Source organism: Microcoleus sp. LEGE 07076 (genome assembly GCF_015207455.1).
Lineage (GTDB): Bacteria > Cyanobacteriota > Cyanobacteriia > Cyanobacteriales > Microcoleaceae > Microcoleus.
The window spans coordinates 1-24,787 of the sequence record NZ_JADEWV010000058.1 but is presented as its reverse complement, the minus strand read 5'-3'; the positions used below and the strand labels follow the sequence as shown (position 1 = coordinate 24,787).

Genomic DNA, 24,787 nt, shown 5'->3' with positions numbered 1-24,787 from the left:
ATTCCGGTTGCAATCCTCATGATGTTAACAGTTAACAGTTAACAGTCAACAGTTAACAGTGAATGGAGAGTTGTTTTTTCCAGTATTATGTAAGGTGCGTCGCTCGGAGATTTTCGATCTTTCCTTAAGGCTTTTCGATCGCGACGCACCCTACGAATACTACTTGGTAATTCATCAAAGTGCAACTTTTAGGCCCGAAAGTTGATCTTTTCGCTGCGAGGGACTGCGACAAAGGAGGGAAATACCTATCTACATATAGGGGAACACCGATCCGTCCCCCGTCCGCAACTCCCTACAATGACAATTATACGGGCGATCGAGCATTTGCCTCTACAGTATCGCTCTTTTTTTTAGTGCAGGGAATTAAAATTTATGCAACCGAATAATCCAAATCAATTTACCGAAAAAGCCTGGGAAGCCCTGGCGCGCACTCCAGAAATCGTCAAAGCAGCCCAGCATCAGCAGCTAGAAAGCGAACATTTGATGAAAGCTTTGCTGGAACAAGAATCGGGACTTGCTAGCAGTTTGTTTAACAAAGCAGGAGTGGCTGTCGCTAAATTGCGCGATCGCACAGATGAGTTTATCAGCCGCCAACCGAAAATCTCTAGCAGCGGCGGCAACGTTTATCTCGGCCGTTCTCTCGACACTTTGCTCGATCGCGCTGAAGCTGATCGCAAAGACTACGGCGATGAATTTATTTCCGTTGAACACCTGATACTAGCTTACGTTAAGGACGATCGCTTCGGCAAAAATCTGCTGCAAGAATTTAAACTAGATGAAGCCAAGCTCAAAAATATTATTACCCAAGTCCGGGGGAACAACAAAGTGACAGACCAAAATCCAGAAGGCAAATATGAAGCGCTGGAAAAATACGGCCGAGACTTGACAGAAGCCGCGCGTCAAGGCAAACTCGATCCGGTAATCGGACGGGATGACGAAATCCGCCGCACGATTCAAATATTGAGCCGCCGCACCAAGAACAACCCCGTACTGATTGGGGAACCGGGAGTTGGTAAAACTGCGATCGCCGAAGGACTCGCCCAGCGAATTATCACCGGAGACGTGCCGCAATCTCTCAAAGACAGACAATTAATTAGCTTAGATATGGGCGCATTAATTGCGGGTGCAAAATTCCGGGGAGAATTTGAAGAACGGTTAAAAGCTGTGCTCAAAGAAGTGATGGACAGCAACGGCAAAGTCATCTTATTTATCGATGAAATTCACACCGTTGTCGGTGCGGGTGCGACGCAAGGATCGATGGATGCCGGCAACTTATTGAAACCGATGTTAGCGAGGGGCGAATTGCGCTGTATCGGCGCTACAACTCTCGACGAATACCGCAAGTATCTCGAAAAAGATGCGGCCTTAGAACGCCGTTTTCAACAAGTTTATGTTGACCAACCGACAGTAGAAGATACTGTCTCGATCCTGCGGGGTTTGAAGGAACGGTACGAAGTACACCACGGTGTAAAAATTTCTGACAGCGCTTTAGTTGCTGCGGCTACTTTGTCTACTCGATATATTAGCGATCGCTTCCTTCCCGACAAAGCCATTGACTTGGTGGACGAAGCTGCCGCTAAACTTAAAATGGAGATTACTTCCAAGCCGGAAGAATTAGACGAAATCGACCGCCGGATTTTGCAGCTAGAAATGGAAAGACTGTCGCTGCAAAAAGAAAGCAACGCAGCTTCGATCGAACGGTTGGAAAGACTGGAAAAAGACTTAGGCAATCTCAAGGAACAGCAAAGCGGTTTGAACGCCCAATGGCAATCAGAAAAAGGTGTCATCGGTAGCATTCAAACAATCAAAGAACAGATGGACAAGGTGAATATTGAAATTCAACAAGCTGAGTTAAAATATGACCTGAACCGCGCTGCTGAGTTGAAATATAGCAAGTTGACCGAGTTGCAAAAACAACTGCAAGAAGCCGAAGCTCAACTGACTGCAACTCAAACCACTGGTAAAACTTTACTCAGGGAAGAAGTCACGGAATCTGACATTGCTGAGATTATTTCTAAGTGGACAGGAATCCCGATTAGCAAGTTAGTTGAATCGGAAATGCAAAAACTTTTGTACTTGGAAGATGAGCTCCACAAACGGGTAATCGGACAGGATGAAGCGGTGACGGCGGTTGCAGATGCTATTCAACGATCGCGCGCGGGTTTAGCCGATCCAAATCGTCCGGTTGCGAGTTTTATCTTCCTCGGCCCCACGGGTGTAGGTAAAACCGAGTTGGCGAAAGCATTAGCATCTTATCTCTTTGATACCGAAGAGGCGATCGTCCGCATTGATATGTCGGAATACATGGAGAAACACGCGGTTTCGCGGTTAATTGGTGCGCCTCCGGGATACGTTGGCTACGATGAAGGCGGACAATTAACTGAGGCTGTGCGCCGCCGTCCCTATTCCGTAATTCTGTTTGATGAAATTGAGAAAGCGCACCCGGATGTTTTCAACATCATGCTGCAAATTCTGGATGACGGCCGCGTTACCGATGCTCAAGGTCACACGGTAGACTTTAAGAATTCTGTGATTATTATGACATCGAATGTCGGCTCTCAATACATCTTGGATGTGGCGGGAGATAACGAGGAAATGCGGAGTCGGGTGATGGAGGCGATGCGGGGAACTTTCCGCCCGGAATTCTTGAACCGGATTGATGAGATGATTATTTTCCACGGTTTGAGTAAGACGGAATTGCGGCAGATTGTGCTGTTGCAAGTTAAGCGTTTGGAAAAACGGTTGGCCGATCGCAAAATGTCTCTAAAATTGTCGGAATCGGCGATCGACTTCTTGGCAGAAATCGGCTACGATCCTGTGTACGGTGCGCGGCCTTTGAAGCGGGGAATTCAACGCGAGTTGGAAACGCAAATGGCGAAGGGTATTTTGCGAGGAGATTTTGTTGATGGCGATACGATTTTTGTGGATATCGAGAATGAAAGGTTGGCGTTTAAACGGCTGCCGGCCCAGTTGGTGACTGCGAAATAATTTGAGTAGGGTGGGCTGCGGCCCACCTTATTTTTTTGAGGCGATGGTTCTTTTTTTTTACCGCAGATGTAGGCGGATGGATGCGGATGAACGCGGATGGGATTGCGGGCGATCGTTCTTAAGGGCGATCGCTTTCTGATTTATCTTTTTTCTGTTCTTGGCGTTCTCTGACTGCTTTAGCTGCCACATGGGAGAGAAGGTTTGCGAGCGTTCTATCTTCTTCTTCGGCCCATTCGGACAGGGCCTGATGAACGTCTTCTGGCAGTGTAACTGTGACTCGCATACGTGAAGGCATGGGCTGGCATGGTTTTACTTCAATTGTCTTCAATCTTACACTCCAAAGCCTTTCTGCATCGCGCCGTCTTCAACTCGGGCGATCGCTCCGGGATTCATCCTTTTTCTGCTCTTGGCGCTCTCTAACAGATTTAGTCAGCAGGTACGTTGTCAAACTGCTAACGGATCTGCTTTCTTCTTCTGCCCATTCTTCCAGAGCTTTTTGAATCTCCTCTGGTAGGTATGCGGTAACTCTTCCCCGTGAAGCCATTCGTTGCACTGCAAAACATCTCAACACAGTCCATCTTACGCTGTTTTGAGTTAAGACCGATAAAAATATTTCATTTTAAGTTATTTTAAATCATTGTACGTCATTATGTGTTATAATACGACCTGTAAACAGTCAAAAGCCAGCCCCTTACTGTGGAAGGTTCCGGGCTGGCTCTGGCTCCAACATTCAATGGAGACGAATTCTATGATGACATACAAAGAACGCTTGTGTTGTTGGGCGATCGCCCGTTTGTTACCTTCTCATCAATGGATGATTGTCGCCCGCTTCCGCAGTCCTTCAGATGCAGACGGGCATTTTCAGTTTTTGCGACAAACTATACCTCACGTTAAGTTTGAGGTTGTGTTTGATTTAAGTGGAGACAGCAACCGTTTATCTGGGTTGGGCTGCCCCAGCAATTCTCTCACCAGCGGGCGATAAACTGTAATTTGGCTGCTGCTTTGAGTTGATTCAATATTGACGATCGCACTTTTTTCGATAAGTACGATCGGCCGTACCATCTTAGCCAAATCAGAATTTACACTGCGGTGGCCTCAAGACTAAAATTCTCCGAACAGGACTTGATCAACCTTGGGCTGTGGTAAAATGATCGTATCCACAACACTTTCTCGTTACTTAAAAATATGCGATCGAAACTAGAAGAAATTACGCTTCAAGACAGAAATGCTGCTGAAATGGAAATTCGCGACAAGCAGAAGCAAATTAATTACGATACGAGAGACTATCCACTCGAAATACTTGTTCAAAAATATATGGAAGGAATTAACAATGATACTAACAAGTTGTTTATTCCCAACTACCAACGCGAACTTATTTGGGATGAAGCAAGGCAATCAAAGTTTATCGAATCAGTAATTTGGGGGCTGCCAATACCTTCTATATTCGTTGTTTATATCGGTCATGATGAAAATGATGAACCACGTTTAGAGATGGTATACGGTGCACAACACATTCTTACCCTAACGAGATTTGTTAACAACGAATTAACCTTAAGTGGACTCAAAAAAATAGAGCAGTTAAATGGATTTAACTTTAGTGATTTACTCATGCCTCGCCAGAGGAACTTCAACCGAAAGACAGTTCGGACGATCCAATTAACTGAAGCTGCAAATAAGGAAGTCCGAAGAGATTTATTTAAACGGATACAATCATTTTAATTGCAATGTAAATCCATTTTACATACTGCACACAATCGGAGGCAACCCGTTTTAAAAATAAAGTAGTTGCGCGTATTGAATATTTCCGCAATTAACTGCCATGTCACACTCATGAATACTGTATTTTTAGACTTTAATACACGCGCCAAAGAGGTGAATGATTACTTCATTTTTCTGGAGAGCTTGGAAAAACAGACAACGAAGTTAGCTGTATTCGATCCTGCTGGCACATACAAAATACAAAGCCTCGATCCTGAGTTGGAAAAAACTCTAAAAGCCAATGGCTTGTTGTTATTGTATAACTGAGTTGAATCCACTATGCGAAATGCGATTGTAGCCATATTTGATGAGTTAAAAAATCAAGCAATGTCCTTCGATCAACTCAAACCAGAAATCAAAATAATTGTTCTGCAAAATCTTAAAAACCGTTCTCCTAAGAAAATTCATTTACAAATCAACCAAATATCTACAGACATCATCACAGCTACATTTGAACGCGAAGAACTATTTTCAGGGAATGTGGATGCTAGGTTGATTAAAGAAATAGCCGAAAAATACGGTTTTTCATATCAAACAGACTTTAGTAAGACCAAGAACGGGCAAAATCTTGTAGTTGTTAAAAGGAATAGAAACGACTTAGCCCACGGAGTTAAATCTTTTGAGGAGGTGGGGCGAGATAAGACGATTGATGAGCTTTTAGAGATTAAGGATGAAGTCATAGAGTATCTACGTCAAATACTGGAGAATATTAAAACTTATCTTGACAATCAAGAGTATTTGGACATCACTACAAATAATCCTTAAATTTAGACTAAGAAACCGGGTCGATCGAATACTACCAAGATGATTGATGTAATAATTGCTACTGCACGCTTGTTTTGTCAATCCCAAGCATTTCAAAAACTGGTTGACCTGTTGCGGCTGCTGTACTCGACACACCGGGAATATGCTGTATTCCCTGGTTGAGCTTTTGGTTCGGGCCGTACCAACACTATTTGTGGCATAATTATTTAAAATCGGATGGCATTAAAATCGACATAATTCTTACTTATTAAAAAAGATTTTTTGGATGATGATGCTTTCGGTGGTGATTGCGTGACGATCGCACTTTGAGACACTCCAAGTCGATCGCGCGATCGCCCGGAAGCAAGCAGCAAGTGCCTCAGATCACAAAGGCGGTCGATCGCCCTCACTGCAAAAAAACATAAAATTATGTCAAATTAAGTAAATAATTATAAAATAACTATTGGCAGATCGGCAGACAGTTATGAAAACAAAACTAAGAGCTACAGAAACCAAAAAAATGGAGATAGACTCGCAGGAGTTGAGCCCAGACCAAGAACTGATTCTCAACCAAGTAGACAATGCGATTGCTCTGTTCGACTCGTGTGACTGCTTAGTTTTGTTTAATAAAAAATTGGCCGACACTTGGGGACTGTCCCCAGAATGGCTTGCGACAAAACCCAAGTGCGAGTTGCTGTTTGCGGAAATTGTCGATCGGGGTTACTTGTCCGTTCAGCAGTGGGAACAGTTTCAGCAAGAACTGCAAACATCTGAGGATGAAAGTTTATCATTTTATTTCGAGCAATCCAATGCCGTTTGTTTGGAAGTGTTCGCCACAATTACCAACAGCGGCGGGCGGCTGTTTACCTTTCGAGACGTTACGGTATACCAAAAATCCCAAGCTAGCTTGAACGCAGAAGTCAGGAGGCTGACATTTCTGTTAGGTTTAACCGAACGCCTGCAAAACTCTCACAGTTTACAAGAAATAGGTCGGTTTGCCCTCACTTATCTGGTAGAAGCGACGAATGCTGCTTTCGGAGATGTGAAAGTGATTAGCGGCAAGGGAAATGACCGGCAAGCGGCGGCGATTTTCAACCAAGTTTCTACTCAATTTCTCGCCAGTTACGGCGAACCAGTCGCCGCCGAAATGCAAGAATTGCTTGACAAAGGCATTCCCTACGGCACTGGTTTGCTGTGGGAAGTGGTGGAAACTGGTCAACCTTTGTTTGTGGAGGATTATGCCCAACATCCCAATGCCGTACCGGAATTTCGACATCCGGGAATCGGACAACTGGGCATTTTTCCGATCGCAGCTACCGACGGCACGATTATCGGAGTGCTGACGCTGGAGTCGCGCAATGTCAAAAAACTGCAAGCCTCCCTCCACCAAGAAGTATTGGAGGCTGCTTGTCGGACTCTCGGGGCGGCGATCGAGCGGGCTCAGACACAAGAAAACCTCCGCCAAGTTAACGAACAATTAGAATATTCTTCTCAGTTGAAATCCGAGTTTTTAGCCTCAATGTCCCATGAATTGCGGACGCCTCTCAACAGCATTCTCGGGTTTTCTGACTTGCTGCTGCGACAAACAGCCGGACAGTTGACCGATAGACAAGTCAACTATGTAGAACTAATTGAAAAAAGCGGTCAGCACTTGTTGCAGCTAATCAACGATATTCTCGATCTTTCTAAAATTGAAGCGGGGAAAGTAGAACTAGATTTACAGCCGGTGCGCGTTCACGAATTAGCCACAGACTGTCTGAAAATGATTCAGCCGCGCGCAGACAAAAAACGGATTGCTTTGTCTTTAGAACTAGACTACCGCATTACTAAAGTTAGGCTCGACGAACGGCGAGTGCGACAAATTGTGATTAATTTACTTTCCAACGCCATCAAATTTACGCCGGAACAGGGACAAGTTAAACTCAGCGGGCGTCTGGCCTACGGTAGCGAAATGGAGGTCGATTACCGACCTGATTGTTCTCCGATAAATGCCAGCACTCCTTACTTTTGTTTGGAGGTGAAAGACTCGGGTATCGGCATTCCTCAAGACCGCTGGCACTTGCTATTTAAACCTTTTCAACAGGTGGATTCTTCCCTGACTAGGCGACACGATGGCACTGGTTTGGGTTTGGCTTTGACTAAGCGTTTGGCGGAATTGCACGGGGGGACTGTTTCTTTTCAATCTGTTTGCGATCGGGGCAGTTCGTTCCGCGTTTGGCTGCCTTTGACGGAGATGCGTCAAGAGTTGGGAACCTATGCCAATTGTGCCTTGGATGCCAAGTTGGTCTCTGCTTCTGCGATCGCTTTGCCCATTGGTAGCAAGCGGATTTTGGTCGTGGAAGACCAGCCTTTTAACCAAATGTTGATTTCTGAGGTGATGGAATTGGAAGGCTACGGGGTAGAGATTATAGCGGATGGGAAGGCGATGGCCGATCGAATTTTGGCCGCTTCTGCTGCGCCGGAGTTGCTGCCGGATTTGATTTTGATGGACATTCAATTGCCCGATGTTGACGGTTTTGAGTTGATGCGCCGAGTTAAGGCAGATCCTGTCTGGGAGTCGGTACCGATGATTGCGGTGACGGCGATGGCGATGACCGGCGATCGCGATCGATGTTTGGAAGCTGGCGCTTCTGGTTATTTGAGCAAGCCCCTGGATCTGAATTTAGCGATCGCTACTATTCGTTCTATTCTCGGCTAAAAATAATTATTTACAGTTCCAGCAGTGTCACTTGTTACAAGTCAAAACCAGAAACGTTAAACTTAATAGTAGATAAATATCTATAGCAGTTGCATCTGCCTTGTCTCAGAAACCCGGTAACACCGAAAAATAGCGAGTTTAATAACGAAAACTTATACGGAGCGACCAGGTTTTGAGATTCCCATAGGCAAATCCCGAACTAAATTAAATGTACCGTATTATATTCCATGTCAAACAAGTCGCCCTGCATCATGTTGGTTGATGACGAGCCAGATAATCTGACTTTACTCCAAGAGTTATTGAAACTGGAAGGATACACCACAGTATCAGCGCTATCTGGCTCAGAAGCGCTCTCCCTCGCCCGCGCATATAAACCTGATTTAATTTTACTGGATATTATGATGCCGGAGATGGACGGTTTTGATGTGTGCGATATCCTGCGGAAGGATACGGCATTGCAAACTGTACCGGTGATTTTTTTGACGGCCCTCGATGACGACACCTCTCGCCTTAGAGGGTTAGAAATGATGGCAGACGATTATTTAACCAAGCCTTTTAACAGTCGCTTGCTGCTGGCAAAAGTTGAAAATGTTTTGCAGTTGAGCCAACTGCGATCGCAAGCTGAATCTTCCCAATTCAACCAGAGGGTAAAAGAGCAAAGTCAACGGCAAATCGCCGCAGCTTGGGAGGCTACCGAATATATTTCTGAAAAATTTCAGCTTTTTGTGCCGGAGCAGCTTCTCGGACGAATTGCGCCTCAAGGGATAGAATCGATTCAGTTGGGCAATGTCACAGAAGAAGAGCTGACTATTCTATTTTGCGACATTCGCGGGTTTACGGCGATCGCAGAATCTCAAGCAGCACGCGAAACCTTTGAATGGTTGAACGCTTTTTTTACCAAAATGAACGATTGTATCACCTCCTGCAGCGGGTTTATTGACAAATACCTAGGAGATGCGATCATGGCAGTATTTGACAGGCCGAAGTCTCACGCTATGGATGCGATCGAAGCAGCAGTAGCAATGCAAGAAAGTTTGCAAGAATTTAATGCCAGCCGTCACATATACAATTTAGAATATCCAGTCAACATCGGTACAGGAATTCACACAGGTATCGGCATGATCGGCACTTTGGGTTCCGATCGCCGGATGGACTCTACAGTCATCGGCGATGTGGTAAATACAGCTTCTCGGTTAGAAAATTTAACTAAAATATACGGCTGCCAAATTATTGTTAGCGAAAATGCGATCGTTCACGCGAGAGAATTTCTAAATAAAATAAGTTTGAACTCAAACTCAAAAGAAAGTCTATTATTAAAGTGCGACTTGGAAGCAAAAACAGGGGAGACTATGATTTTAACTTCTGGCGCGACAGCAGCCGACAGCCATTCGCCCACCAACAATTATTACTATCGCTGGATCGATCGAGTAATCCCCCGCGGCAAACAGCAAGCTATTGAAATCTACGAAATCTGGCCCGCATCCAGTCCCGACTCAGAGGCAAAACAGCTTACCCAGGCTTTATTTGACAAAGGAATTAAAGGATGGCAATCCGAAAAATTTGTCGCCTCCTTGGGATACTTTCAGCAACTAATCGAACAGAATCCTGCCGATACAGTAGTCAGTTTATATATAGAGAGATGTCAAGAAAAATTAGGTCTTATACCTGCAAGTACCAGATTAGACATGAGGTAAATAGAACCAGTTCGTAGTGAGGACTTCAGTCCTCTCTTGAGAGCGAAAATAAAAGCTAAGGAATGAGAATTAAATAACTTACCATTTTTATTGTTCTTGTGGGATGGGCTCTATAGCCCGTCCAGGAGGGGCTATAGAGCCCCTCCCACAATTAGGTGTAAATTATTTAATTCGCGATCCTAAGCTAAAATAATCGCGTTCTTAGTGAAGACTTCAGTTTTCTTTCTTAGCGCAAATAACGACTAAAGTTCTGGCTGCGAACCTATACCAATTATGAAAAGTATGCTAGCATCTGTAGGGCCACAGCATTGCCGTGTCCGGCGCGAGGAGTAGGACGCAGCATAGCCGTGTCCCGACTATTTGCTTTGACTTTTAACAATTGGTATAAGATTGAAGATTGTATGTATGATGAGAAAACTCTAATTTTAGACCCTCAAACCGCCGTCAAAACCTGCTCTCTCAACTTTCCAATCAACTCATTAACCCCGCCAGCATTCAAACGGTAACTCAAAGGATGACCGATTAAATAGGCAGAACTTTCAAACAAAACATCAATTTCCACCAAACCATTTTCCCGCAAAGTTTTTCCAGTCGAAACCAAATCCACAATAGCCTCCGACATACCCGTAATCGGCCCCAACTCTACAGAACAGTAAAGCGGCACAATTTCCACCGGCAAATTCAAATTGTGAAAATATTCCCTCGCGCAGTTGACGAACTTAGAAGCAACTCTACCGTGAGGAGGCAAGTCCACCGTTCGCCGATAAGAACTAGATTCTTTCACCGCCACCGACAGCCGGCACTTGCCAAATTGTAAATCAATTAAATTGGCAACTTTCGGTTTTTTTTCCCGCAAAACATCATAACCCGCAATCCCCAAATCAGCTTGACCGTATTCCACATAAACCGGCACGTCGTGCGTTCTTACTAGCAAAGCTTTTGCAGTTCCGGTGGGGTCATAAATTTGAAGTTGTCGGTTAGAGGAATCGAGAAAAGCGCTGAAGTCTAATCCAACGGATTTAAACAGCCGAATGCTATCTCCTAACAATCCGCCTTTGGGAAGTGCAACAGTAATCATGTCAATTTTTGTGTAAATTGCTCAATTTGGGAAGGGGCGATCGCGGTACAAGCAGAAACAGCTTTTACCAAACTCAGAATAACACATAGAGTTCCTAGCGAAAAATAAATTTTGGGTATTGCTCGATCTTTTGTTTAGGTATATATTATATTTAGTCAGCTTTTATTGAGTCACATTTTTAAATGGCGGTCAGTATGGAAAACACTCAAGAGTTAGACAGTCAAGAATTTGACGGAGAATTTCACAGTGTAGACCCGGATTCCCTGAAAGTTACAGTAGATGAAATCCTCTCAGGCGGCGGTCTAGAGGCAGAGGAAATGGATTATACAGTAGCCGTACCTACCGCTAACCACCCCAGAATCCCCAGGCTCACAGGTTTCTCATCTCAGTTGAAATTAAGCGTGTTCGATGACACCTCCCGATCGCAGTTTGCCGAAAAACGCGGAACCCTGGGAGGTTGTTAATGTAAGATGCTTGCAGAGGCCATTCTGTGTCGCGCCTTTATGTATTAAACTCTAAAACTTAAAATTGAACGGGCGATCGCAAATAACTCACAGATAAACTATGACAGAATTAACACTTGTTATTGGCAACAAAAATTATTCCTCTTGGTCGCTGCGCGCTTGGCTGGTGATGAAACAAGCTGGACTAAAGTTTACCGAAGTGAGAATCCCTCTAGACGGGCCGACAACCCACGCGGAAATTCGGCGCTATTCTCCCTCGGGAAAAGTGCCTGTTTTAATCGACGGCGACCTGAAAGTGTGGGAATCTTTAGCAATTTGCGAGTACGTCGCCGATCGCTACGCCGATGATTTGTGGCCGGCGGATATAGCTGTGAGGGCGATCGCCCGTTCCATCTGCGCCGAAATGCACGCGGGGTTCCAAAATTTGCGCGAAAATATGCCGATGGACTGCCGCAACCGCTATCCGGGAGAAGGAATGACTCCTGGTGTCCAAGCAGAGATCGATCGCATCTTTGCCATTTGGCGCCAATGCCGCCAAAAATTCGGAACAGGCGGCGATATGCTGTTCGGAAAATTCACAGTTGTTGACGCGATGTTTGCCCCCGTAGTCATGCGTTTTGTTACCTACGAAGTCAAATTAAATGCCGAACTAAAAGCTTATGCTGAGGCGATTTTAGCACTGCCTGCAATCCAGGAATGGTTGGCTGCCGCTTACACCGAAACGGAAAGTATTCCACAGATAAAAATGTAGCAAGATTCAGTTTACTTAAGCTAAAATCTTAAATTTTAAATCAGGATGCGAATTCTTTTAGTTGATGATGAAGTTGAGTTGACTGACCCTTTGAGTCGAGTTTTAACCCGCGAAGGTTATACAGTTGATGTGGCATTTAACGGAGCAACAGGCAGGAATTTAGCAATCCAGAGAAGTTACGATTTGCTAATTTTAGATTGGATGCTGCCCAAACAAACCGGACTAGCAATTTGTCAAGAATTGCGATCGCAAGGACGGAATACACCAGTGCTCTTTCTCACCGCCAAAGATACCCTAGACGATCGCGTACAAGGACTCGACGCAGGCGCAGACGACTATTTAGTCAAGCCTTTTGAACTGCGAGAACTCCTAGCCAGAGTCCGTGCACTGCTGCGCCGGCCTCCCACTTTTGACCCCGAAGTGGCTGTCGGGCGGCTACAAGTTGCAGACTTACAGCTAGACTACGACAATCAAATAGCCTATCGGGGCGATCGGACAATTGACCTATCAGAAAAAGAATGCCAGTTATTAGAATACTTAATGCGCCATCCCGGTCAACTGCTAACACACGAACAAATCCACCAATATTTGTGGAGTGAAACAGAAAAACCCAGCAGCAACGTATTAGCCGCTCAAATTCGCCTGCTGCGACGTAAAATAGAAGCCCCAGGCGAATCCACCCTAATTAACACAGTCTACGGTAGAGGCTATCGCTTTGGAGAAGCAAATTAATAATAATTTCCCAAAAATCTCGTAGATGCAGGCGGCGGTTGAAACTCCGCAAGAATCAAACTATCCTCCGCCTCCGCAGACACAAGAAAACAACCTAAATTTAACCGTCAGTCTTCAACCCGTTCCCGTCGGGTGCAAGTCTCGCGTAGAAGCCGTTTCAACCGCCCCCTGTTCTTGACAAATCAAAGTAATTACTGACACCTCCGGCCGACAAAATAGCCTCCCTGGCGCATAAGTTCCCAAACCGCGATTCACGTACAGCAAATTACTCCCAACCCGATGCAAACCGCTAGCCCATTCCCAGTGACTAACTACTCTATCGCAAGCCGACAGAAGAGGAATCCACTTTCGGATTGGTTGAGGAATTAAATAGCCAATTTTTCTCACCCAAGCATACAAAGGCCCGATACCGGGAATCACAATTTGACCGCCGTGAGTGTGCCCGGAAAACTGCAAATCAATCCGCCACTTTTGCAGTTTTTCAGCAGTATCAGGATTGTGAGACAATACAATCCGAGAAATCCCCGGATTTATTGATGTCATTACAGGTTCAGGCTTAAAATCGCCAGACCAAAAATCCGCCAACCCAACTAAAGCCAAATCAGACCCCAAAGGATAAATCGCTTCATTGTATAAAACCCGAATACCTGCGTTACTCAAAGCATTAGCAACCTCAATTTTTGCCCCCGGCCAATAGTGGTCATGATTCCCCAAAACCGCGTAAATTCCCATCCGACTTTGCAAGTTTTTCAATCGCTGCGCTAACTCGTGAATCGGTGCAGGATCGTAGGTAATAAAATCCCCCGTTAAAAAAATTAGGTCTGGTTCGGCTTCATTAGCCGCCGCAATCGCCTCTTCTAGCAACCATTCCGACAGCCGCACCCCGTCATAGTGAAAATCAGTAAGCTGTACAATTTTAGTACCCGATAGATTTGCTGGAAAATTGGCGATCGGTATTGTTAAACAGTCTACCTGCAGTTTCCCAGTGAATAACCTGTGCATAAATCTAACGTTTATTGACAGAGCGCAACCTCTAGTTTAGCAAATAAACACGCCAGAGTGCAAAACTAGATATTCTTCCCTCTTTGTTCAGCCATCTGACTAATAACTGGTCACTAATAACTAATGATTAATAACTGCACATCAATAACAAATAATATCATGCCTTGTCAATTATTCATAATAAGATTGGTTGGTAGTGAGGACTTTAATCCTTATAACCTGAAGACTAAAGACCTCACTACAAACATTTTTTATTACGACTAATTTACCGGACACGATCTGAGGCGTAGCAATAAGGTGAGCGGGATAAAAAAACATACATAATGGCGGTTATCCATCCAGTAACTGACTAATAACTAGTGACTACTAACTACTAAGAGGGCGGACACTCTTGGCACCGCCCCTACCAACTAACTAATAACTAATAACTAATAACTAATAACTAATAACTAATAACTAATAACTTTATTTACCATAAATTACCTCAAAAGTTTCCACAGATTTTTTTTTACCTTTAACTATCACACAGCCAATTTTCCTAAATTCAAACATATCTTTAGTAGCACTGTAAACCCTATCGCTAACCAAAATTTGTCCTCCCTGGGCCATAGACTGCAACCTAGATGCAATATTCACCTCATCCCCAATTGCAGTATAGTCCATGTGCTGTGGCGAACCAATATTACCAACAACTACCTCCCCCGAACTAATGCCAATACCTGTCAGAAAATTATCCGCAATCCAACCAACCGACATTCCCCTAATTCGGCGCTGCATATCGATCGCAGTTTCGATCGCCTTTTTTTCGCGATCGGCCACCTCCGAAGGCGCCCCAAACATTGCCACAATCATATCTCCCACAAACTTATTCACAGTACCTTCATGACTAAAAATCACCTCTACCATCTCAGTGAAATACTCATTTAAATACATCACTATTTTTTCCGCCGGCAGCTTTTCACACTTAGTAGTGAAATTCCTAATATCCGAAAAAAGCACCGTTAAATTGCGCTTAGTCGGATTCAGATAAATATCTTCTTTCGCATCAATAACTGCCCTAACTGTTTCCACAGATTACAACCGTTTTCCACAGCTTAGGCAAACTTCAGCGGATACTTTTAAGATAGCAGTATGGCCGCCCCGTAAAAGTGTATCGACTTCTTTGATAACTATTTCACCGCCGCAAATCGGGCATTTTTCTACAGATAGTATTGTAAATTTATCCTATGCAAATACTGCTGCTACGGCTTTAGGCAATGCGATCGGCACGAAATATGCGACTGGATACAAATAATCTTCGCCGGATTCATCAATAACTCGGATTAATTGATGTTCCGCAGTGCGATGATCCGGTATGATTCGATAAATTTTTCGCACTTCCAAGGATGCTTGATAGTCTTGATTGTTAATGCAAACTACAAATCTGGTTTCTAAGTTAAACTTCAACATATTTGCATAAAGTCCTGGCTTCAGGAATAGACGAACCAGATTGACGCAACTCTTCTAAATGAAAAACTATCGCTGCTTTAATTTGCTGTTCGACTTCCTCGATAGTTGTACCTGTTGCTACGCATCCGGGTAAATCTGGAACATAAGCAGAATAATTGCTTTCTGATTTCTGGATGGCAATTGCATAACGTATAATTCTGCTTTGACTATCTGCTTTTGCGTTTGCCAACACCATAGATCCTTCTGGCGTCAATTCCCATCTGTCGCGAGGCGAATTTGTTTCTACATATCGTTTAACAAAGCCCTCAGCAGCGAGTTTTTTTAAGACAACCATCATGTCAGGTTCTCGCGGTACATCTCGACGGGAAAGTGCATTCGCGAGTTCGTACCAACTCCACTTTCCTTGACCTTTAGCTACTAATTCCAGCAGCACTAATTCAAGCTGGGTTAATTGAGTTAGGTTTTTCATCAAAATTCCTCTACCCTCGGATGAAATAAAACGCCGAATCCTTCTTTTAACTTATAATCTTCAAAAACTGAATAATTTTTTAAGGATATGCGGGGAAAAGTAAAATATTTTGAAGATTTAACTAACCTAACATTTGATTGACTTTGATTGACTATTCATCAACAGTCATATTCTAAAACAAAATAGGTTGAATTCGCCTCAAAACTTCCTCAATTATATCTGATCGACATTCACTAAGAAAACTTGCCTGCCTTGCGCGGTAATCTAAAGAACGGAGTTGATCCGTCATAATTACACCTGTTATCGCTTCACCTTCTGGAATGGGAACATAAAACGGATTTTTGCGTTGTGTGTTGCTAATGGGACAGACGAACACAAACCCCATTTTTCGGTTAAATTTAGTTTGACTCACCACCAGTGCAGGCCTAGTCCCCATTTGTTCGTGTCCTGCTTGAGGGTCAAAATTGAGGCGAATAAAATGACCTCGTTCGGGGATATAGTTTACCAAACTTCCTCTCCTTCTGGTTTTCCCCAAGAGACTTCTTCGCTAGATTCTATTTCGCCTGCCAATAATTCATCTAGGGTATACTTTGATATTTTATTATTTACAGGCTCTATGACCAGTTTCCCATTTTCTATGCTGCAAATTACTGAATCTTCGGCTTTAAGGTTGAGAAACTTTACTATGTAGTCTGGTATTGGCAAAGCCAAGGAATTACCTAATTTGCTGATGTGTATTTTAGCTGTCATACATTTGCGATGTTAACACTCAGGTTGATTTATTGTAACACAATATGATTTACTTAAAAAAGTAATTACTCGATCGCGAACCTCAGCTAATTGAGAACTGAGCAAAGTCTCGGCGATTGCTTTCCCGTAGCGCAATGACACGCTTAGCTAAGTGAATCGTCTTAAGATATAATAGAGTTTGAACACAACACCAATCATTGTCCTATGAAAACCATAGACAAAAGTCAATTAACCGCTCAATTACTAGAAGTTTTGCGAGTTGTCGAGATTGAAGGCGAAGAAATTTTAGTGATGGATGGGACTAAACCAGTTGTGAGAATTTCTCAGTATGAAAAGTCTCTTTCAACTGAAGAATTATTTAAGGATATGCGGGGGAAAGTAAAATATTTTGAAGATTTAACTAGGCCAACATTTGTTTAGTCAAGTAGTTTGTAAGGTGCGTCGCTATGAGATTGTCGATTTTTGTTGAGGATTTTTCGAGGCGACACACCCTACGACTTGACCTGAGAAAGAAGAGCCCACAAATCGTCGTGGCTAACACCATATCTTAGAAAGTCGTCCCAAATAACCGCTAAAGACGTTACCGAGAAAACAAAAATCACTGCGACATAAACCCATCCCAATAACGCCGATAGAGGGGGGAAAATCAGAGAAGAATTCCACTGAAACCACGCAAACCACACAAAGAACACTATCCAACCAGACATAGATACTCGAACCCAAAACGAACTATTAATCTTAACTGCGGGGAGGTGTCCTGATGGTGATTTGATGTTGAATTTGAAATCATCACGATAAAATAACCAACTTTTTTTCACGCGCCAACCTACCCGATCGCCAAAAGCTTCCCAAATTTCCCGATCGTATTCTCTGGTTCCCCCCAGACTTTCATAGATGCGTTTCTGCACCGAATAGCCGAAACGTCCGTTACTGTATTTTACCCAAAGTTGGTCAATAGTTCGTAAGTCTTCACAGGGGAATCGATAGATATCTGGAATTCTGAACCACCTCTCCTCTGTTCTGCCTGCTGCTTCCAGCATCTTATTCTTCGTTTCGTGATCCGCCTCTTGCCATTCTCCGCTAGCCAACAGCCGATCGAGTTTACCATAATCGACTCCTTTTGCGGAAATCAAATTTATAGGTTGTGGAAGCATAGCCAACCATTTTTGAACCGACTGAGGGCGCTTTGTCGCATCCATTTCCATCCCTTTGATAATTGCCCGATTCACCCCATCGCTAATATTAGGATTCATCTGAAACGGCGGCTTTAAAGGATGATTTAAAGCCCTCAAGAATGCAGCAGTTGGTGGTATACTCGTTAGCAGATAGTATAGCGTTGCCGCCAGAGCATAAACATCTGTGTACTCAGCAAATCTGCCAATTTCCCCGTACTGTTCGGGAGGCGCAAAACCATGTGTTAGCCCCAAAGTCATTTGTTGAGTGCGATCGGGAATAAAACCCCGCGCCAAACCAAAGTCAATCAAAACTGCATCTTGATTGTCTCGCACCATAATATTTTGTGGCTTGATATCCCGATGTAGCAAACCTTTTTCGTGAACTACTATTACGGCTTCTCCTGCTTTGCGGATGTAGTTTAAAGCTTCGGTTTCTGACAGAATCCCGCGCTTTTCCACCCATTTCCACAAATCTTCTCCTGCCACATATTCCATCGCAATGCAAGGCAAATTACCATGATCGAAATAGTTGTCTATTTGCACAATATTGGGATGCCTGCACACAGATAGCTTTACCGCCTCATCGCGGAATCTGTCCCGATACCGGGCAAAATCTGGATCGCTCAATAATTCATCTTTCAGCGTTTTGATCACAACCCGCTGCCTGTTTTGCGCCTTCTGTGCTAGGTACGTGACCCCAAAGCCACCCTCACCTAACTTGTCTTCAATGATATACCGATCGCCATTTAACCGCTGCCCCGGTGTCCAAACCATTCTCCTCACCGCCAACCAATATCAAGGTTTATCTCAGCCTAGCCCTTATCTTAACTGTATTTTGTAGGTTGGGTTTAGTTCCACCGGCTCAACTTCAGTTCGCCTTCCCGGTGATGGTTGGCTTTTAGTTCGATCGCCCTTTTCCTACATAATTCGATCGACAAATTCGCAGCAATCTCATTAAGAATCCTAAATCCCAAAACCTCTTTGCCCAAAGAGGTCATTTCTGTGGCAACCTAAAAAACAGCAGACACAATTTTATAGACCTTCGTAACAAAACTCTACCAATCAACTATGCAAACTCTCCCCAATCCAACTAAAACCCCAAACCCTCAGCCGATTTTCGACACCAGCATCAAACGCCGCAAAACCCGTCCCGTCAAAGTCGGCAGCATCACCATCGGCGGCGGCAACCCAGTCGTCGTACAATCAATGATTAACGAAGACACCCTCGACATCGACGGATCGGTGGCAGGAATTCGGCGCTTGCACGAGATTGGCTGCGAAATCGTCCGCGTTACCGTGCCCAGCATGGCCCACGCCAAAGCATTGGCTGAAATTAAGCAAAAATTGCACGAAACCTACCAAGCTGTGCCCCTGGTTGCTGATGTCCACCACAACGGGATGAAAATTGCCCTGGAAGTGGCAAAACACGTAGACAAAGTGAGAATCAATCCCGGACTTTACGTGTTCGAGAAGCCGAAAGCCGACAGAAGCGAATACACTGACGCCGAATTCGCGGAAATTGGCGAAAAAATCCGCGAAACCCTGGAACCTCTGGTGATTTCCCTGCGAGATCAAGGTAAAGCTTTGCGAATCGGGGTCAATCACGGTTCCCTCGCCGAACGGATGCTGTTTACCTACGGCGACACGCCCGAAGGCATGGTAGAATCGGCCCTGGAATTTATTAGAATTTGCGAATCTCTCGACTTCCGCAACATCGTGATTTCACTGAAAGCCTCCCGCGCGCCGGTGATGGTTGCTGCTTACCGCTTGATGGCGTACCGGATGGACGAACTGGGCATGGATTACCCGCTGCATTTGGGTGTCACCGAAGCTGGCGATGGCGAATACGGCCGCATTAAATCCACGGCTGGTATCGCCCCGCTGTTGGCTGACGGTATCGGCGACACGATTCGAGTCTCGCTGACAGAGGCCCCTGAAAAGGAGATTCCTGTCTGCTACAGCATTCTGCAAGCCTTGGGGTTGCGGAAAACGATGGTTGAGTATGTCGCTTGTCCTTCCTGCGGCCGCACTTTGTTTAATTTAGAGGAAGTGCTGCACAAAGTGAGAGAGGCGACGCAGCATCTGACGGGTTTGGATATTGCTGTAATGGGCTGTATTGTCAACGGGCCGGGGGAAATGGCGGATGCTGATTACGGTTATGTCGGGAAGCAACCGGGTTATATTTCTTTGTACCGCGGTAGGGATGAAATTAAGAAGGTTCCTGAGTCTGAAGGTGTGGCAGAATTGATTGATTTGATTAAGTCGGACGATCGCTGGGTTGAACCTTAATTGCTCTCGTTAGCGCAGCCCGCCCCTACGGGGGCTACGGCAACGGAGAGGATCGCTCCTAATGCCTGTTGTTAAACCCGGAGATCCCCCCTAACCCCCCTTAGTAAGGGGGGGGACAAGAGCGCTCAAAGTCCTTGTTAAGGGGGGACAATAACGCTCAAAGTCTCCCTTCTTAAGGGGGATTTAGGGGGATCGAGACTTTGATACAAACGAGAGAGATAGAGGGTTTCAGTCTGAAGTTGACACCGCAGAACTCGGCAAAGTTGAATAAATATGTATCCAAAATCCGACCAAGCTTTGCCTGTGTTAGATTGAGCGTAATTATTCTGAAGTCTTTTCCTCCGGCGCGTCACACAAATGGTTATAACAAAACGAGGCCTTGTTCTAAGTGCAGCAGCAGTTGTACTCACTGCTGTAACTTTTGTCAACACTGGTTGCAGTTCTAAATCTCTGGCTTCTTTTCGGGGAAGTCCTAAAGAATTGGTTGATGAAGTTTGGCAGATAATTGACAAAAGTTATGTTGATGGCACGTTTAACCAGGTTGACTGGAAAGCGGTGCGGAATGATTATTTGAACCGAACTTATACCAGCGATGAGGAAGCTTATAAGGCGATTCGAGAAATGCTGAAGAAGTTGGATGATCCTTACACGCGGTTTATGGATCCTCAAGAGTTCAAGAATATGCAGGTGGAAACTTCTGGGGAACTGACAGGAGTTGGGATTCAGTTGACTCAAGATGAGGAAACTAAAAAGTTGGTGGTGATTTCGCCGATCGAGGATACGCCTGCTTTTACCGCTGGTATTCTGGCAAAAGATATCATTACCAAGATTGACGGCAAAAGTACAGAAGGGATGGATACGAATCAAGCGGTGAATTTGATTCGGGGTAAGGTGAATACGGAGGTGACTCTGACTATTTTGCGGGATAAAAAGGAAATAGATTTTAAGCTCAAACGCGCTAAAATTGAAATTCATCCCGTGCGGCATTCGGTGCAGAAAAGCCCGATCGGCGACATCGGCTATATTCGCTTAAATCAGTTCAGTGCGAATGCTGCATCGGAAATGCGATCGGCAATTAAGGATTTGGAACAGAAAAAGGTGACAGGCTATATCCTAGACTTGCGTTCCAATCCAGGCGGGTTGCTGTACGGAAGTATTGAAATTGCTCGGATGTGGCTCAAAGAAGGTACGATCGTCTCGACGGTCGATCGAGTCGGTGAAGCCGATCGACAAACTGCAAACAAAGCAGAGATTACTGACAAATCCTTAGTTGTACTCGTAGACGGCGGTTCAGCCAGTGCTAGCGAGATTCTATCCGGTGCTTTGCAAGACAACAAACGCGCGGTTTTGGTGGGCACAAAGACGTTTGGTAAGGGTTTGGTGCAGTCGGTACGCGGCGTGGGAAATGGTTCGGGTTTGGCGGTGACAATTGCCAAGTATTTTACTCCCAACGGCACTGATATCAATCACATGGGAATTAAACCGGATGTTGTGATTGAACTCACCGATACTCAAAAACAGGAATTGAGGCGCGATCGCGATAAAATTGCTACGAAAGCAGATCCGCAGTACGCGAAAGCTTTGGAAGTTTTGACAAAGGAAGTTACTGGCAAAACAGGGAACGACAAAGCTGAGTTGAAACCAAGTTCTGCGCCGCCTAAACCGAGTGCAGCACCTTCTAAATCTAAGTAGAAAACCTCTGCAACTTTTGATGTAAAAAAAGCATTCGAGGGAATATCTACGGCTCAAAGCCAAGATTTTTCAACTCGAATGCTTCGCTATTTTTGGCAATCCGTCATGGCGAGTCATCTCAAATCCGGTCAACAGTCAACCAGAATAAATCTAATTCATCTGCGTTAATCTGTGTTGATCTGCCTGTATCTGCAGAAAAAAAAAGAGAATTTTGCAACCGCAGATGACAGTGTAGTCAGTAGTCAACAGTCAACAGTCAACCACCTAATTGCGGTTGACATTTGCCGGCGCGAATTAATCCGATGCGGCGGGCGATCGCATCTTCAGCAGAATCGTAAGGGCCCCACTGTTCTATAATAGTGGGGCTTTGCTGTGCGATTTGGGCGATGGGCAAAATCTCGCAATTACCAGCAGGACGTTTGACAATATAAAATTTATCTGATTCTGTCATAGCTAAATTCATCAAGTAAAAGTTCGATACTAACTAATATAAGAGGGCGGTTGAAACCGCGTCTGTACAACAATACGGTTAACTTAACGCTTTTTGACCAATTCCATCTCACAATTTTATAGGCAGTACAGGCATTTTTTGCAAGTCAGATTGTTCTAGAGTCAACTGTATTGGTCTATACAAGCGATGTCCGTGCCAAGCGGACTAAAGACAATAACCGTCTAATCTTCAACCCGCAGGCGACTGCGTGAGTGTCTGTGTAGATGTGGTTTCAACCGCCGTCTAATCTTCAGAATTAAGATAAGAATTAAAAAAAACTAACACTTTCGGAAGATGCCAGAAATTTTATCTATGATAAAAATATAGACATTTGTCTAAACTGTGCATTATATCAATTCTGGTTGTATCGGAATGATTTAACCGCAGAGAACGCAGAGGACGCAGAGGGAGAGAAGAGAGAGATGAATAATTCCGATGGTAACGGAATTGATATTAAACTCTTTCTGTTCTCACCAAAATATTCTAATCAATACCGAAAAAAACCATGCAATTTGTTCCCAAAACAATCTCCGAAAATCAATCAGAAATCATCCCAGTTAAAGAATCCCCGCCGCCAGAACTTGTTACTTTCGATGTCAGCGGGATGAAATGTGCCGGCTGCGCTAAAGCAGTTGAACGCCAACTCATGCAGCATTCAGGTGTAATTTCAGCTTGCGTTAACTTAGCCGTAGAAGTCGCAACGGTTGAGTGCCAACCGGGGGCTGTCGATGCAGAAGCTTTAGCAAAAAAGTTGACTGATAACGGATTTCCTTCTGTGTCTCGCTTAGGTGGAAATCAGCAGGAAGCGGCAGCGGCAACAATTGAACGGCGGCGGCAAGAAATTCGACAGCAAATCAATCAATTGTCGATCGCCCTAATCCTAATTATTCTATCCGGTTTAGGTCACATACTCGGCACAAAAGCCCCAATTCTCAGCAATATTTGGTTTCACTGGGGACTCGCCACCCTCGCATTGCTGCTACCTGGCCGCCCGATTATCCTTGACGGCTGCCGCAGTTTGTGGCGAAACGCACCCAACATGAATACTTTAGTAGCTTTAGGCGCTGTCACCGCTTACACAGCTAGCAACGCGGCGCTGCTGTTTCCACGCATGGGATGGGAGTGCTTTTTTGACGAACCAGTGATGCTGCTGGGCTTTATCTTGTTGGGGAAAACTCTCGAACAGCAAGCCAGACGGCGCGCTGCATCAGCTTTGCAAGCTTTAATCGGCCTGCAACCGGCCACAGCCCGCTTAGTTGATTTTAAACTGCCGATTTTAGATTCGGACTCTCAAGAATTGCCTGCAAACTCGACATCTGCGGTCTACAATCCACAATACATTGAAATTCCAGCCGATCGCGTCCGAGTCGGAGAATGGCTGCAAGTTTTACCAGGGGAAAAAATTCCCGTAGACGGCGAAGTCTGCGAAGGCAAAACAACAGTAGACGAATCGATGTTGACTGGCGAATCGATGCCTGTTTTGAAACAACCAGGAGATACAGTCGCAGCCGGAACTATCAACAAATCCGGCGCAATTGTGATGCGCGCAACTCGCACCGGTCAAGAAACAACAGTAGCTCAAATGGTGGCTTTGGTGCAAGCTGCCCAAACTCGCAAAGCGCCGATTCAAAATTTAGCTGATACTGTCGCTGGATATTTTGTATATGGGGTAATGGCGATATCGGTTTTAACTTTCCTATTTTGGTATTTTGCCGGAACTCATCTTTGGCCTTCTGTGCTTTTAGGACACGGGGTGATGGAGATGGGACACGGCGCAATGAATATGGGAAGTCAATTACCCATGATTCATTATCCATCTTCTTTGTTGTTAAGTTTGAAATTGGCGATCGCAGTTTTAGTTATTGCTTGTCCTTGCGCTTTGGGACTCGCTACCCCAACTGCAATTTTAGTCGGTTCTGGTATCGGGGCGGAGCGCGGACTTTTAATTCGCGGTGGCGATGTTTTAGAACGGGTACATCAATTAGATACAGTTGTTTTTGACAAGACTGGCACTCTGACAACTGGCAATCTTACACTCACTGATTATTTGCCGATTTTCGATTTTGGCAACAGGCAAGATGTTTGTTCCACAATTTCTACAATTGATGGTGTTTCTGGTAACAGGCAAGATGCCTGTTCCACAATTGACTCTATTTCCACAATTGATGGTGTTTCTGACAACAGGCAAGATGCCTGTTCCACAATTGACTCAAAACTGCTGCAAATTGCCGCGGCGGTGGAAAGGGGCTCTTGTCATCCCATCGCCGCAGCAATTTTGCGGGAATCTCAACAGCAAGGTTTGCCGCTGCTGGCTGCTGAGGATTTCTACACCGAACCGGGATTGGGGGTTTCTGCTTTAGTGGAGGGGCGACGGGTGTTCGCGGGGAATGCCGAGTGGATGAGCCAGCATGGTGTCGCTGTGGCTGCGGAACTTTTGGGGTCTTGCCAAGACAAAACGGCGGTTTACGTGGCTTCTGGGGGCGTTTTGCTGGGGGTAATCGGGCTAAAAGATACTCTGAGACCGGATGCTAAGGCGGCGGTCGATCGCCTGCGGGGCATGGGAT

27 protein-coding genes are annotated in these 24,787 nt (G+C 44.9%); 14 read left to right on the top strand and 13 right to left on the bottom strand.

The window, feature by feature from the left end:
* Positions 1–372: 372 nt before the first annotated feature.
* A complete protein-coding gene (clpB, locus tag IQ270_RS12170; protein WP_193973469.1) occupies positions 373–2,988 on the top strand; it encodes an ATP-dependent chaperone ClpB in 2,616 nt (871 codons plus the stop codon).
* 118 nt (positions 2,989–3,106) lie between these two features.
* Here clpB and IQ270_RS12165 read toward each other — a convergent pair whose 3' ends face one another.
* Together IQ270_RS12165 and IQ270_RS12160 are read right to left on the bottom strand one after the other, a co-directional pair.
* Positions 3,107–3,283: a hypothetical protein gene (locus tag IQ270_RS12165; protein ID WP_071883997.1), complete on the bottom strand. Its 177-nt coding sequence runs from the start codon at positions 3,281–3,283 to the stop codon at positions 3,107–3,109.
* A 69-nt stretch (positions 3,284–3,352) separates the two neighbouring features.
* Complete coding sequence (locus IQ270_RS12160; protein ID WP_193973468.1) at positions 3,353–3,532, bottom strand: hypothetical protein; 180 nt, start codon at positions 3,530–3,532, stop codon at positions 3,353–3,355.
* Between the two features lie 204 nt (positions 3,533–3,736).
* On the opposite strand from IQ270_RS12160, the gene IQ270_RS12155 reads away from it, so the two are divergent.
* The 6 genes from IQ270_RS12155 to IQ270_RS12135 all read left to right on the top strand — a co-directional run bounded on the left by IQ270_RS12155 (position 3,737) and on the right by IQ270_RS12135 (position 9,882).
* Positions 3,737–3,970: a hypothetical protein gene (locus tag IQ270_RS12155; RefSeq protein WP_193973467.1), complete on the top strand. Its 234-nt coding sequence runs from the start codon at positions 3,737–3,739 to the stop codon at positions 3,968–3,970.
* A gap of 203 nt (positions 3,971–4,173) precedes the next feature.
* Positions 4,174–4,707: a DUF262 domain-containing protein gene (locus IQ270_RS12150; protein ID WP_193973466.1), complete on the top strand. Its 534-nt coding sequence runs from the start codon at positions 4,174–4,176 to the stop codon at positions 4,705–4,707.
* A 111-nt stretch (positions 4,708–4,818) separates the two neighbouring features.
* Positions 4,819–5,013, top strand: coding sequence for a hypothetical protein (locus IQ270_RS30975; protein ID WP_228056290.1), 195 nt, complete (start codon positions 4,819–4,821; stop codon positions 5,011–5,013).
* A gap of 12 nt (positions 5,014–5,025) precedes the next feature.
* Entirely contained in the window at positions 5,026–5,511 is a 486-nt protein-coding gene (locus tag IQ270_RS12145; protein ID WP_228056289.1) for an MAE_28990/MAE_18760 family HEPN-like nuclease, read from the top strand.
* 463 nt (positions 5,512–5,974) lie between these two features.
* Entirely contained in the window at positions 5,975–8,188 is a 2,214-nt protein-coding gene (locus tag IQ270_RS12140) for an ATP-binding protein (RefSeq protein WP_193973465.1), read from the top strand.
* Between the two features lie 227 nt (positions 8,189–8,415).
* On the top strand, positions 8,416–9,882 hold the full coding sequence (locus IQ270_RS12135) for a response regulator (protein WP_193973464.1): 1,467 nt from the start codon (positions 8,416–8,418) through the stop codon (positions 9,880–9,882).
* A 433-nt stretch (positions 9,883–10,315) separates the two neighbouring features.
* Here the strand turns inward: IQ270_RS12135 and hisG are convergent, their stop codons facing one another.
* A complete protein-coding gene (hisG, locus tag IQ270_RS12130) occupies positions 10,316–10,960 on the bottom strand; it encodes an ATP phosphoribosyltransferase (RefSeq protein ID WP_193973463.1) in 645 nt (214 codons plus the stop codon).
* A 194-nt stretch (positions 10,961–11,154) separates the two neighbouring features.
* Here hisG and IQ270_RS12125 point away from each other — a divergent pair, with 194 nt between their 5' ends.
* The 3 genes from IQ270_RS12125 to rppA all read left to right on the top strand — a co-directional run bounded on the left by IQ270_RS12125 (position 11,155) and on the right by rppA (position 12,907).
* A complete protein-coding gene (locus IQ270_RS12125; RefSeq protein ID WP_228056288.1) occupies positions 11,155–11,424 on the top strand; it encodes a hypothetical protein in 270 nt (89 codons plus the stop codon).
* A 100-nt stretch (positions 11,425–11,524) separates the two neighbouring features.
* On the top strand, positions 11,525–12,175 hold the full coding sequence (locus IQ270_RS12120; protein WP_193973461.1) for a glutathione S-transferase family protein: 651 nt from the start codon (positions 11,525–11,527) through the stop codon (positions 12,173–12,175).
* A gap of 45 nt (positions 12,176–12,220) precedes the next feature.
* Entirely contained in the window at positions 12,221–12,907 is a 687-nt protein-coding gene (rppA, locus tag IQ270_RS12115; RefSeq protein WP_193973460.1) for a two-component system response regulator RppA, read from the top strand.
* A gap of 114 nt (positions 12,908–13,021) precedes the next feature.
* Here rppA and IQ270_RS12110 read toward each other — a convergent pair whose 3' ends face one another.
* From IQ270_RS12110 to IQ270_RS12075, 7 genes are all read right to left on the bottom strand, one after another.
* Positions 13,022–13,909, bottom strand: coding sequence for a metallophosphoesterase (locus IQ270_RS12110; RefSeq protein ID WP_193973459.1), 888 nt, complete (start codon positions 13,907–13,909; stop codon positions 13,022–13,024).
* Between the two features lie 465 nt (positions 13,910–14,374).
* Positions 14,375–14,980 (bottom strand): adenylate/guanylate cyclase domain-containing protein, encoded by a 606-nt coding sequence (locus tag IQ270_RS12105; RefSeq protein ID WP_193973458.1) that lies wholly within the window; start codon positions 14,978–14,980, stop codon positions 14,375–14,377.
* A gap of 3 nt (positions 14,981–14,983) precedes the next feature.
* The gene (locus IQ270_RS12100) at positions 14,984–15,097 is read right to left on the bottom strand and encodes a YgiT-type zinc finger protein (RefSeq protein WP_339384138.1); all 114 of its coding nucleotides are present in this window, start codon (positions 15,095–15,097) and stop codon (positions 14,984–14,986) included.
* A gap of 36 nt (positions 15,098–15,133) precedes the next feature.
* Positions 15,134–15,358, bottom strand: a complete 225-nt coding sequence (locus IQ270_RS12095; protein WP_193973457.1) for a hypothetical protein — start codon at positions 15,356–15,358, stop codon at positions 15,134–15,136.
* Complete coding sequence (locus IQ270_RS32275) at positions 15,345–15,827, bottom strand: type II toxin-antitoxin system HicB family antitoxin (RefSeq protein ID WP_339384137.1); 483 nt, start codon at positions 15,825–15,827, stop codon at positions 15,345–15,347. Before IQ270_RS32275 ends, IQ270_RS12095 begins: the two co-directional genes overlap by 14 nt.
* Positions 15,828–15,999: 172 nt before the next feature.
* Positions 16,000–16,335, bottom strand: coding sequence for a type II toxin-antitoxin system PemK/MazF family toxin (locus tag IQ270_RS12080; RefSeq protein ID WP_193973456.1), 336 nt, complete (start codon positions 16,333–16,335; stop codon positions 16,000–16,002).
* The gene (locus tag IQ270_RS12075) at positions 16,329–16,577 is read right to left on the bottom strand and encodes a SpoVT/AbrB domain-containing protein (protein WP_015174616.1); all 249 of its coding nucleotides are present in this window, start codon (positions 16,575–16,577) and stop codon (positions 16,329–16,331) included. The genes IQ270_RS12080 and IQ270_RS12075 overlap by 7 nt, the downstream gene beginning before the upstream one ends.
* A gap of 204 nt (positions 16,578–16,781) precedes the next feature.
* On the opposite strand from IQ270_RS12075, the gene IQ270_RS12070 reads away from it, so the two are divergent.
* A complete protein-coding gene (locus IQ270_RS12070) occupies positions 16,782–16,997 on the top strand; it encodes a type II toxin-antitoxin system Phd/YefM family antitoxin (protein WP_193973455.1) in 216 nt (71 codons plus the stop codon).
* 71 nt (positions 16,998–17,068) lie between these two features.
* Here IQ270_RS12070 and IQ270_RS12065 read toward each other — a convergent pair whose 3' ends face one another.
* The gene (locus tag IQ270_RS12065; protein WP_228056287.1) at positions 17,069–18,526 is read right to left on the bottom strand and encodes a serine/threonine-protein kinase; all 1,458 of its coding nucleotides are present in this window, start codon (positions 18,524–18,526) and stop codon (positions 17,069–17,071) included.
* A gap of 74 nt (positions 18,527–18,600) precedes the next feature.
* Entirely contained in the window at positions 18,601–18,750 is a 150-nt protein-coding gene (locus IQ270_RS12060) for a hypothetical protein (protein ID WP_193973454.1), read from the bottom strand.
* Between the two features lie 70 nt (positions 18,751–18,820).
* On the opposite strand from IQ270_RS12060, the gene ispG reads away from it, so the two are divergent.
* Entirely contained in the window at positions 18,821–20,041 is a 1,221-nt protein-coding gene (gene ispG / locus IQ270_RS12055; RefSeq protein ID WP_193973453.1) for a (E)-4-hydroxy-3-methylbut-2-enyl-diphosphate synthase, read from the top strand.
* A 357-nt stretch (positions 20,042–20,398) separates the two neighbouring features.
* Positions 20,399–21,733, top strand: coding sequence for a carboxyl-terminal processing protease CtpC (gene ctpC / locus IQ270_RS12050; RefSeq protein ID WP_193973452.1), 1,335 nt, complete (start codon positions 20,399–20,401; stop codon positions 21,731–21,733).
* 256 nt (positions 21,734–21,989) lie between these two features.
* Here ctpC and IQ270_RS12045 read toward each other — a convergent pair whose 3' ends face one another.
* Positions 21,990–22,184 (bottom strand): DDE transposase family protein, encoded by a 195-nt coding sequence (locus tag IQ270_RS12045; protein ID WP_193973451.1) that lies wholly within the window; start codon positions 22,182–22,184, stop codon positions 21,990–21,992.
* A 544-nt stretch (positions 22,185–22,728) separates the two neighbouring features.
* Here IQ270_RS12045 and IQ270_RS12040 point away from each other — a divergent pair.
* Positions 22,729–24,787, top strand: a 2,059-nt coding sequence (locus IQ270_RS12040; RefSeq protein WP_193973450.1) for a cation-translocating P-type ATPase, incomplete at its 3' end; no start/stop codon positions are given.

What these genes read in the sequence shown, in the direction of transcription:
- hisG (WP_193973463.1), bottom strand. Translation starts at nt 10,960, where the DNA reads ATGATTACTGTTGCACTTCCCAAAGGCGGATTGTTAGGAGATAGCATT.
- IQ270_RS30975 (WP_228056290.1), top strand. Translation starts at nt 4,819, where the DNA reads ATGAATACTGTATTTTTAGACTTTAATACACGCGCCAAAGAGGTGAAT.
- IQ270_RS12135 (WP_193973464.1), top strand. Translation starts at nt 8,416, where the DNA reads ATGTCAAACAAGTCGCCCTGCATCATGTTGGTTGATGACGAGCCAGAT.
- rppA (WP_193973460.1), top strand. Translation starts at nt 12,221, where the DNA reads ATGCGAATTCTTTTAGTTGATGATGAAGTTGAGTTGACTGACCCTTTG.
- IQ270_RS12045 (WP_193973451.1), bottom strand. Translation starts at nt 22,184, where the DNA reads ATGACAGAATCAGATAAATTTTATATTGTCAAACGTCCTGCTGGTAAT.
- ispG (WP_193973453.1), top strand. Translation starts at nt 18,821, where the DNA reads ATGCAAACTCTCCCCAATCCAACTAAAACCCCAAACCCTCAGCCGATT.
- IQ270_RS12155 (WP_193973467.1), top strand. Translation starts at nt 3,737, where the DNA reads ATGATGACATACAAAGAACGCTTGTGTTGTTGGGCGATCGCCCGTTTG.
- IQ270_RS12165 (WP_071883997.1), bottom strand. Translation starts at nt 3,283, where the DNA reads ATGCCTTCACGTATGCGAGTCACAGTTACACTGCCAGAAGACGTTCAT.
- IQ270_RS12070 (WP_193973455.1), top strand. Translation starts at nt 16,782, where the DNA reads ATGAAAACCATAGACAAAAGTCAATTAACCGCTCAATTACTAGAAGTT.
- IQ270_RS12075 (WP_015174616.1), bottom strand. Translation starts at nt 16,577, where the DNA reads ATGACAGCTAAAATACACATCAGCAAATTAGGTAATTCCTTGGCTTTG.
- IQ270_RS32275 (WP_339384137.1), bottom strand. Translation starts at nt 15,827, where the DNA reads ATGAAAAACCTAACTCAATTAACCCAGCTTGAATTAGTGCTGCTGGAA.
- IQ270_RS12145 (WP_228056289.1), top strand. Translation starts at nt 5,026, where the DNA reads ATGCGAAATGCGATTGTAGCCATATTTGATGAGTTAAAAAATCAAGCA.
- IQ270_RS12065 (WP_228056287.1), bottom strand. Translation starts at nt 18,526, where the DNA reads ATGGTTTGGACACCGGGGCAGCGGTTAAATGGCGATCGGTATATCATT.
- IQ270_RS12160 (WP_193973468.1), bottom strand. Translation starts at nt 3,532, where the DNA reads ATGGCTTCACGGGGAAGAGTTACCGCATACCTACCAGAGGAGATTCAA.
- IQ270_RS12120 (WP_193973461.1), top strand. Translation starts at nt 11,525, where the DNA reads ATGACAGAATTAACACTTGTTATTGGCAACAAAAATTATTCCTCTTGG.
- IQ270_RS12095 (WP_193973457.1), bottom strand. Translation starts at nt 15,358, where the DNA reads ATGTTGAAGTTTAACTTAGAAACCAGATTTGTAGTTTGCATTAACAAT.
- IQ270_RS12110 (WP_193973459.1), bottom strand. Translation starts at nt 13,909, where the DNA reads ATGCACAGGTTATTCACTGGGAAACTGCAGGTAGACTGTTTAACAATA.
- IQ270_RS12140 (WP_193973465.1), top strand. Translation starts at nt 5,975, where the DNA reads ATGAAAACAAAACTAAGAGCTACAGAAACCAAAAAAATGGAGATAGAC.
- ctpC (WP_193973452.1), top strand. Translation starts at nt 20,399, where the DNA reads ATGGTTATAACAAAACGAGGCCTTGTTCTAAGTGCAGCAGCAGTTGTA.
- clpB (WP_193973469.1), top strand. Translation starts at nt 373, where the DNA reads ATGCAACCGAATAATCCAAATCAATTTACCGAAAAAGCCTGGGAAGCC.
- IQ270_RS12125 (WP_228056288.1), top strand. Translation starts at nt 11,155, where the DNA reads ATGGAAAACACTCAAGAGTTAGACAGTCAAGAATTTGACGGAGAATTT.
- IQ270_RS12150 (WP_193973466.1), top strand. Translation starts at nt 4,174, where the DNA reads ATGCGATCGAAACTAGAAGAAATTACGCTTCAAGACAGAAATGCTGCT.
- IQ270_RS12060 (WP_193973454.1), bottom strand. Translation starts at nt 18,750, where the DNA reads ATGACCTCTTTGGGCAAAGAGGTTTTGGGATTTAGGATTCTTAATGAG.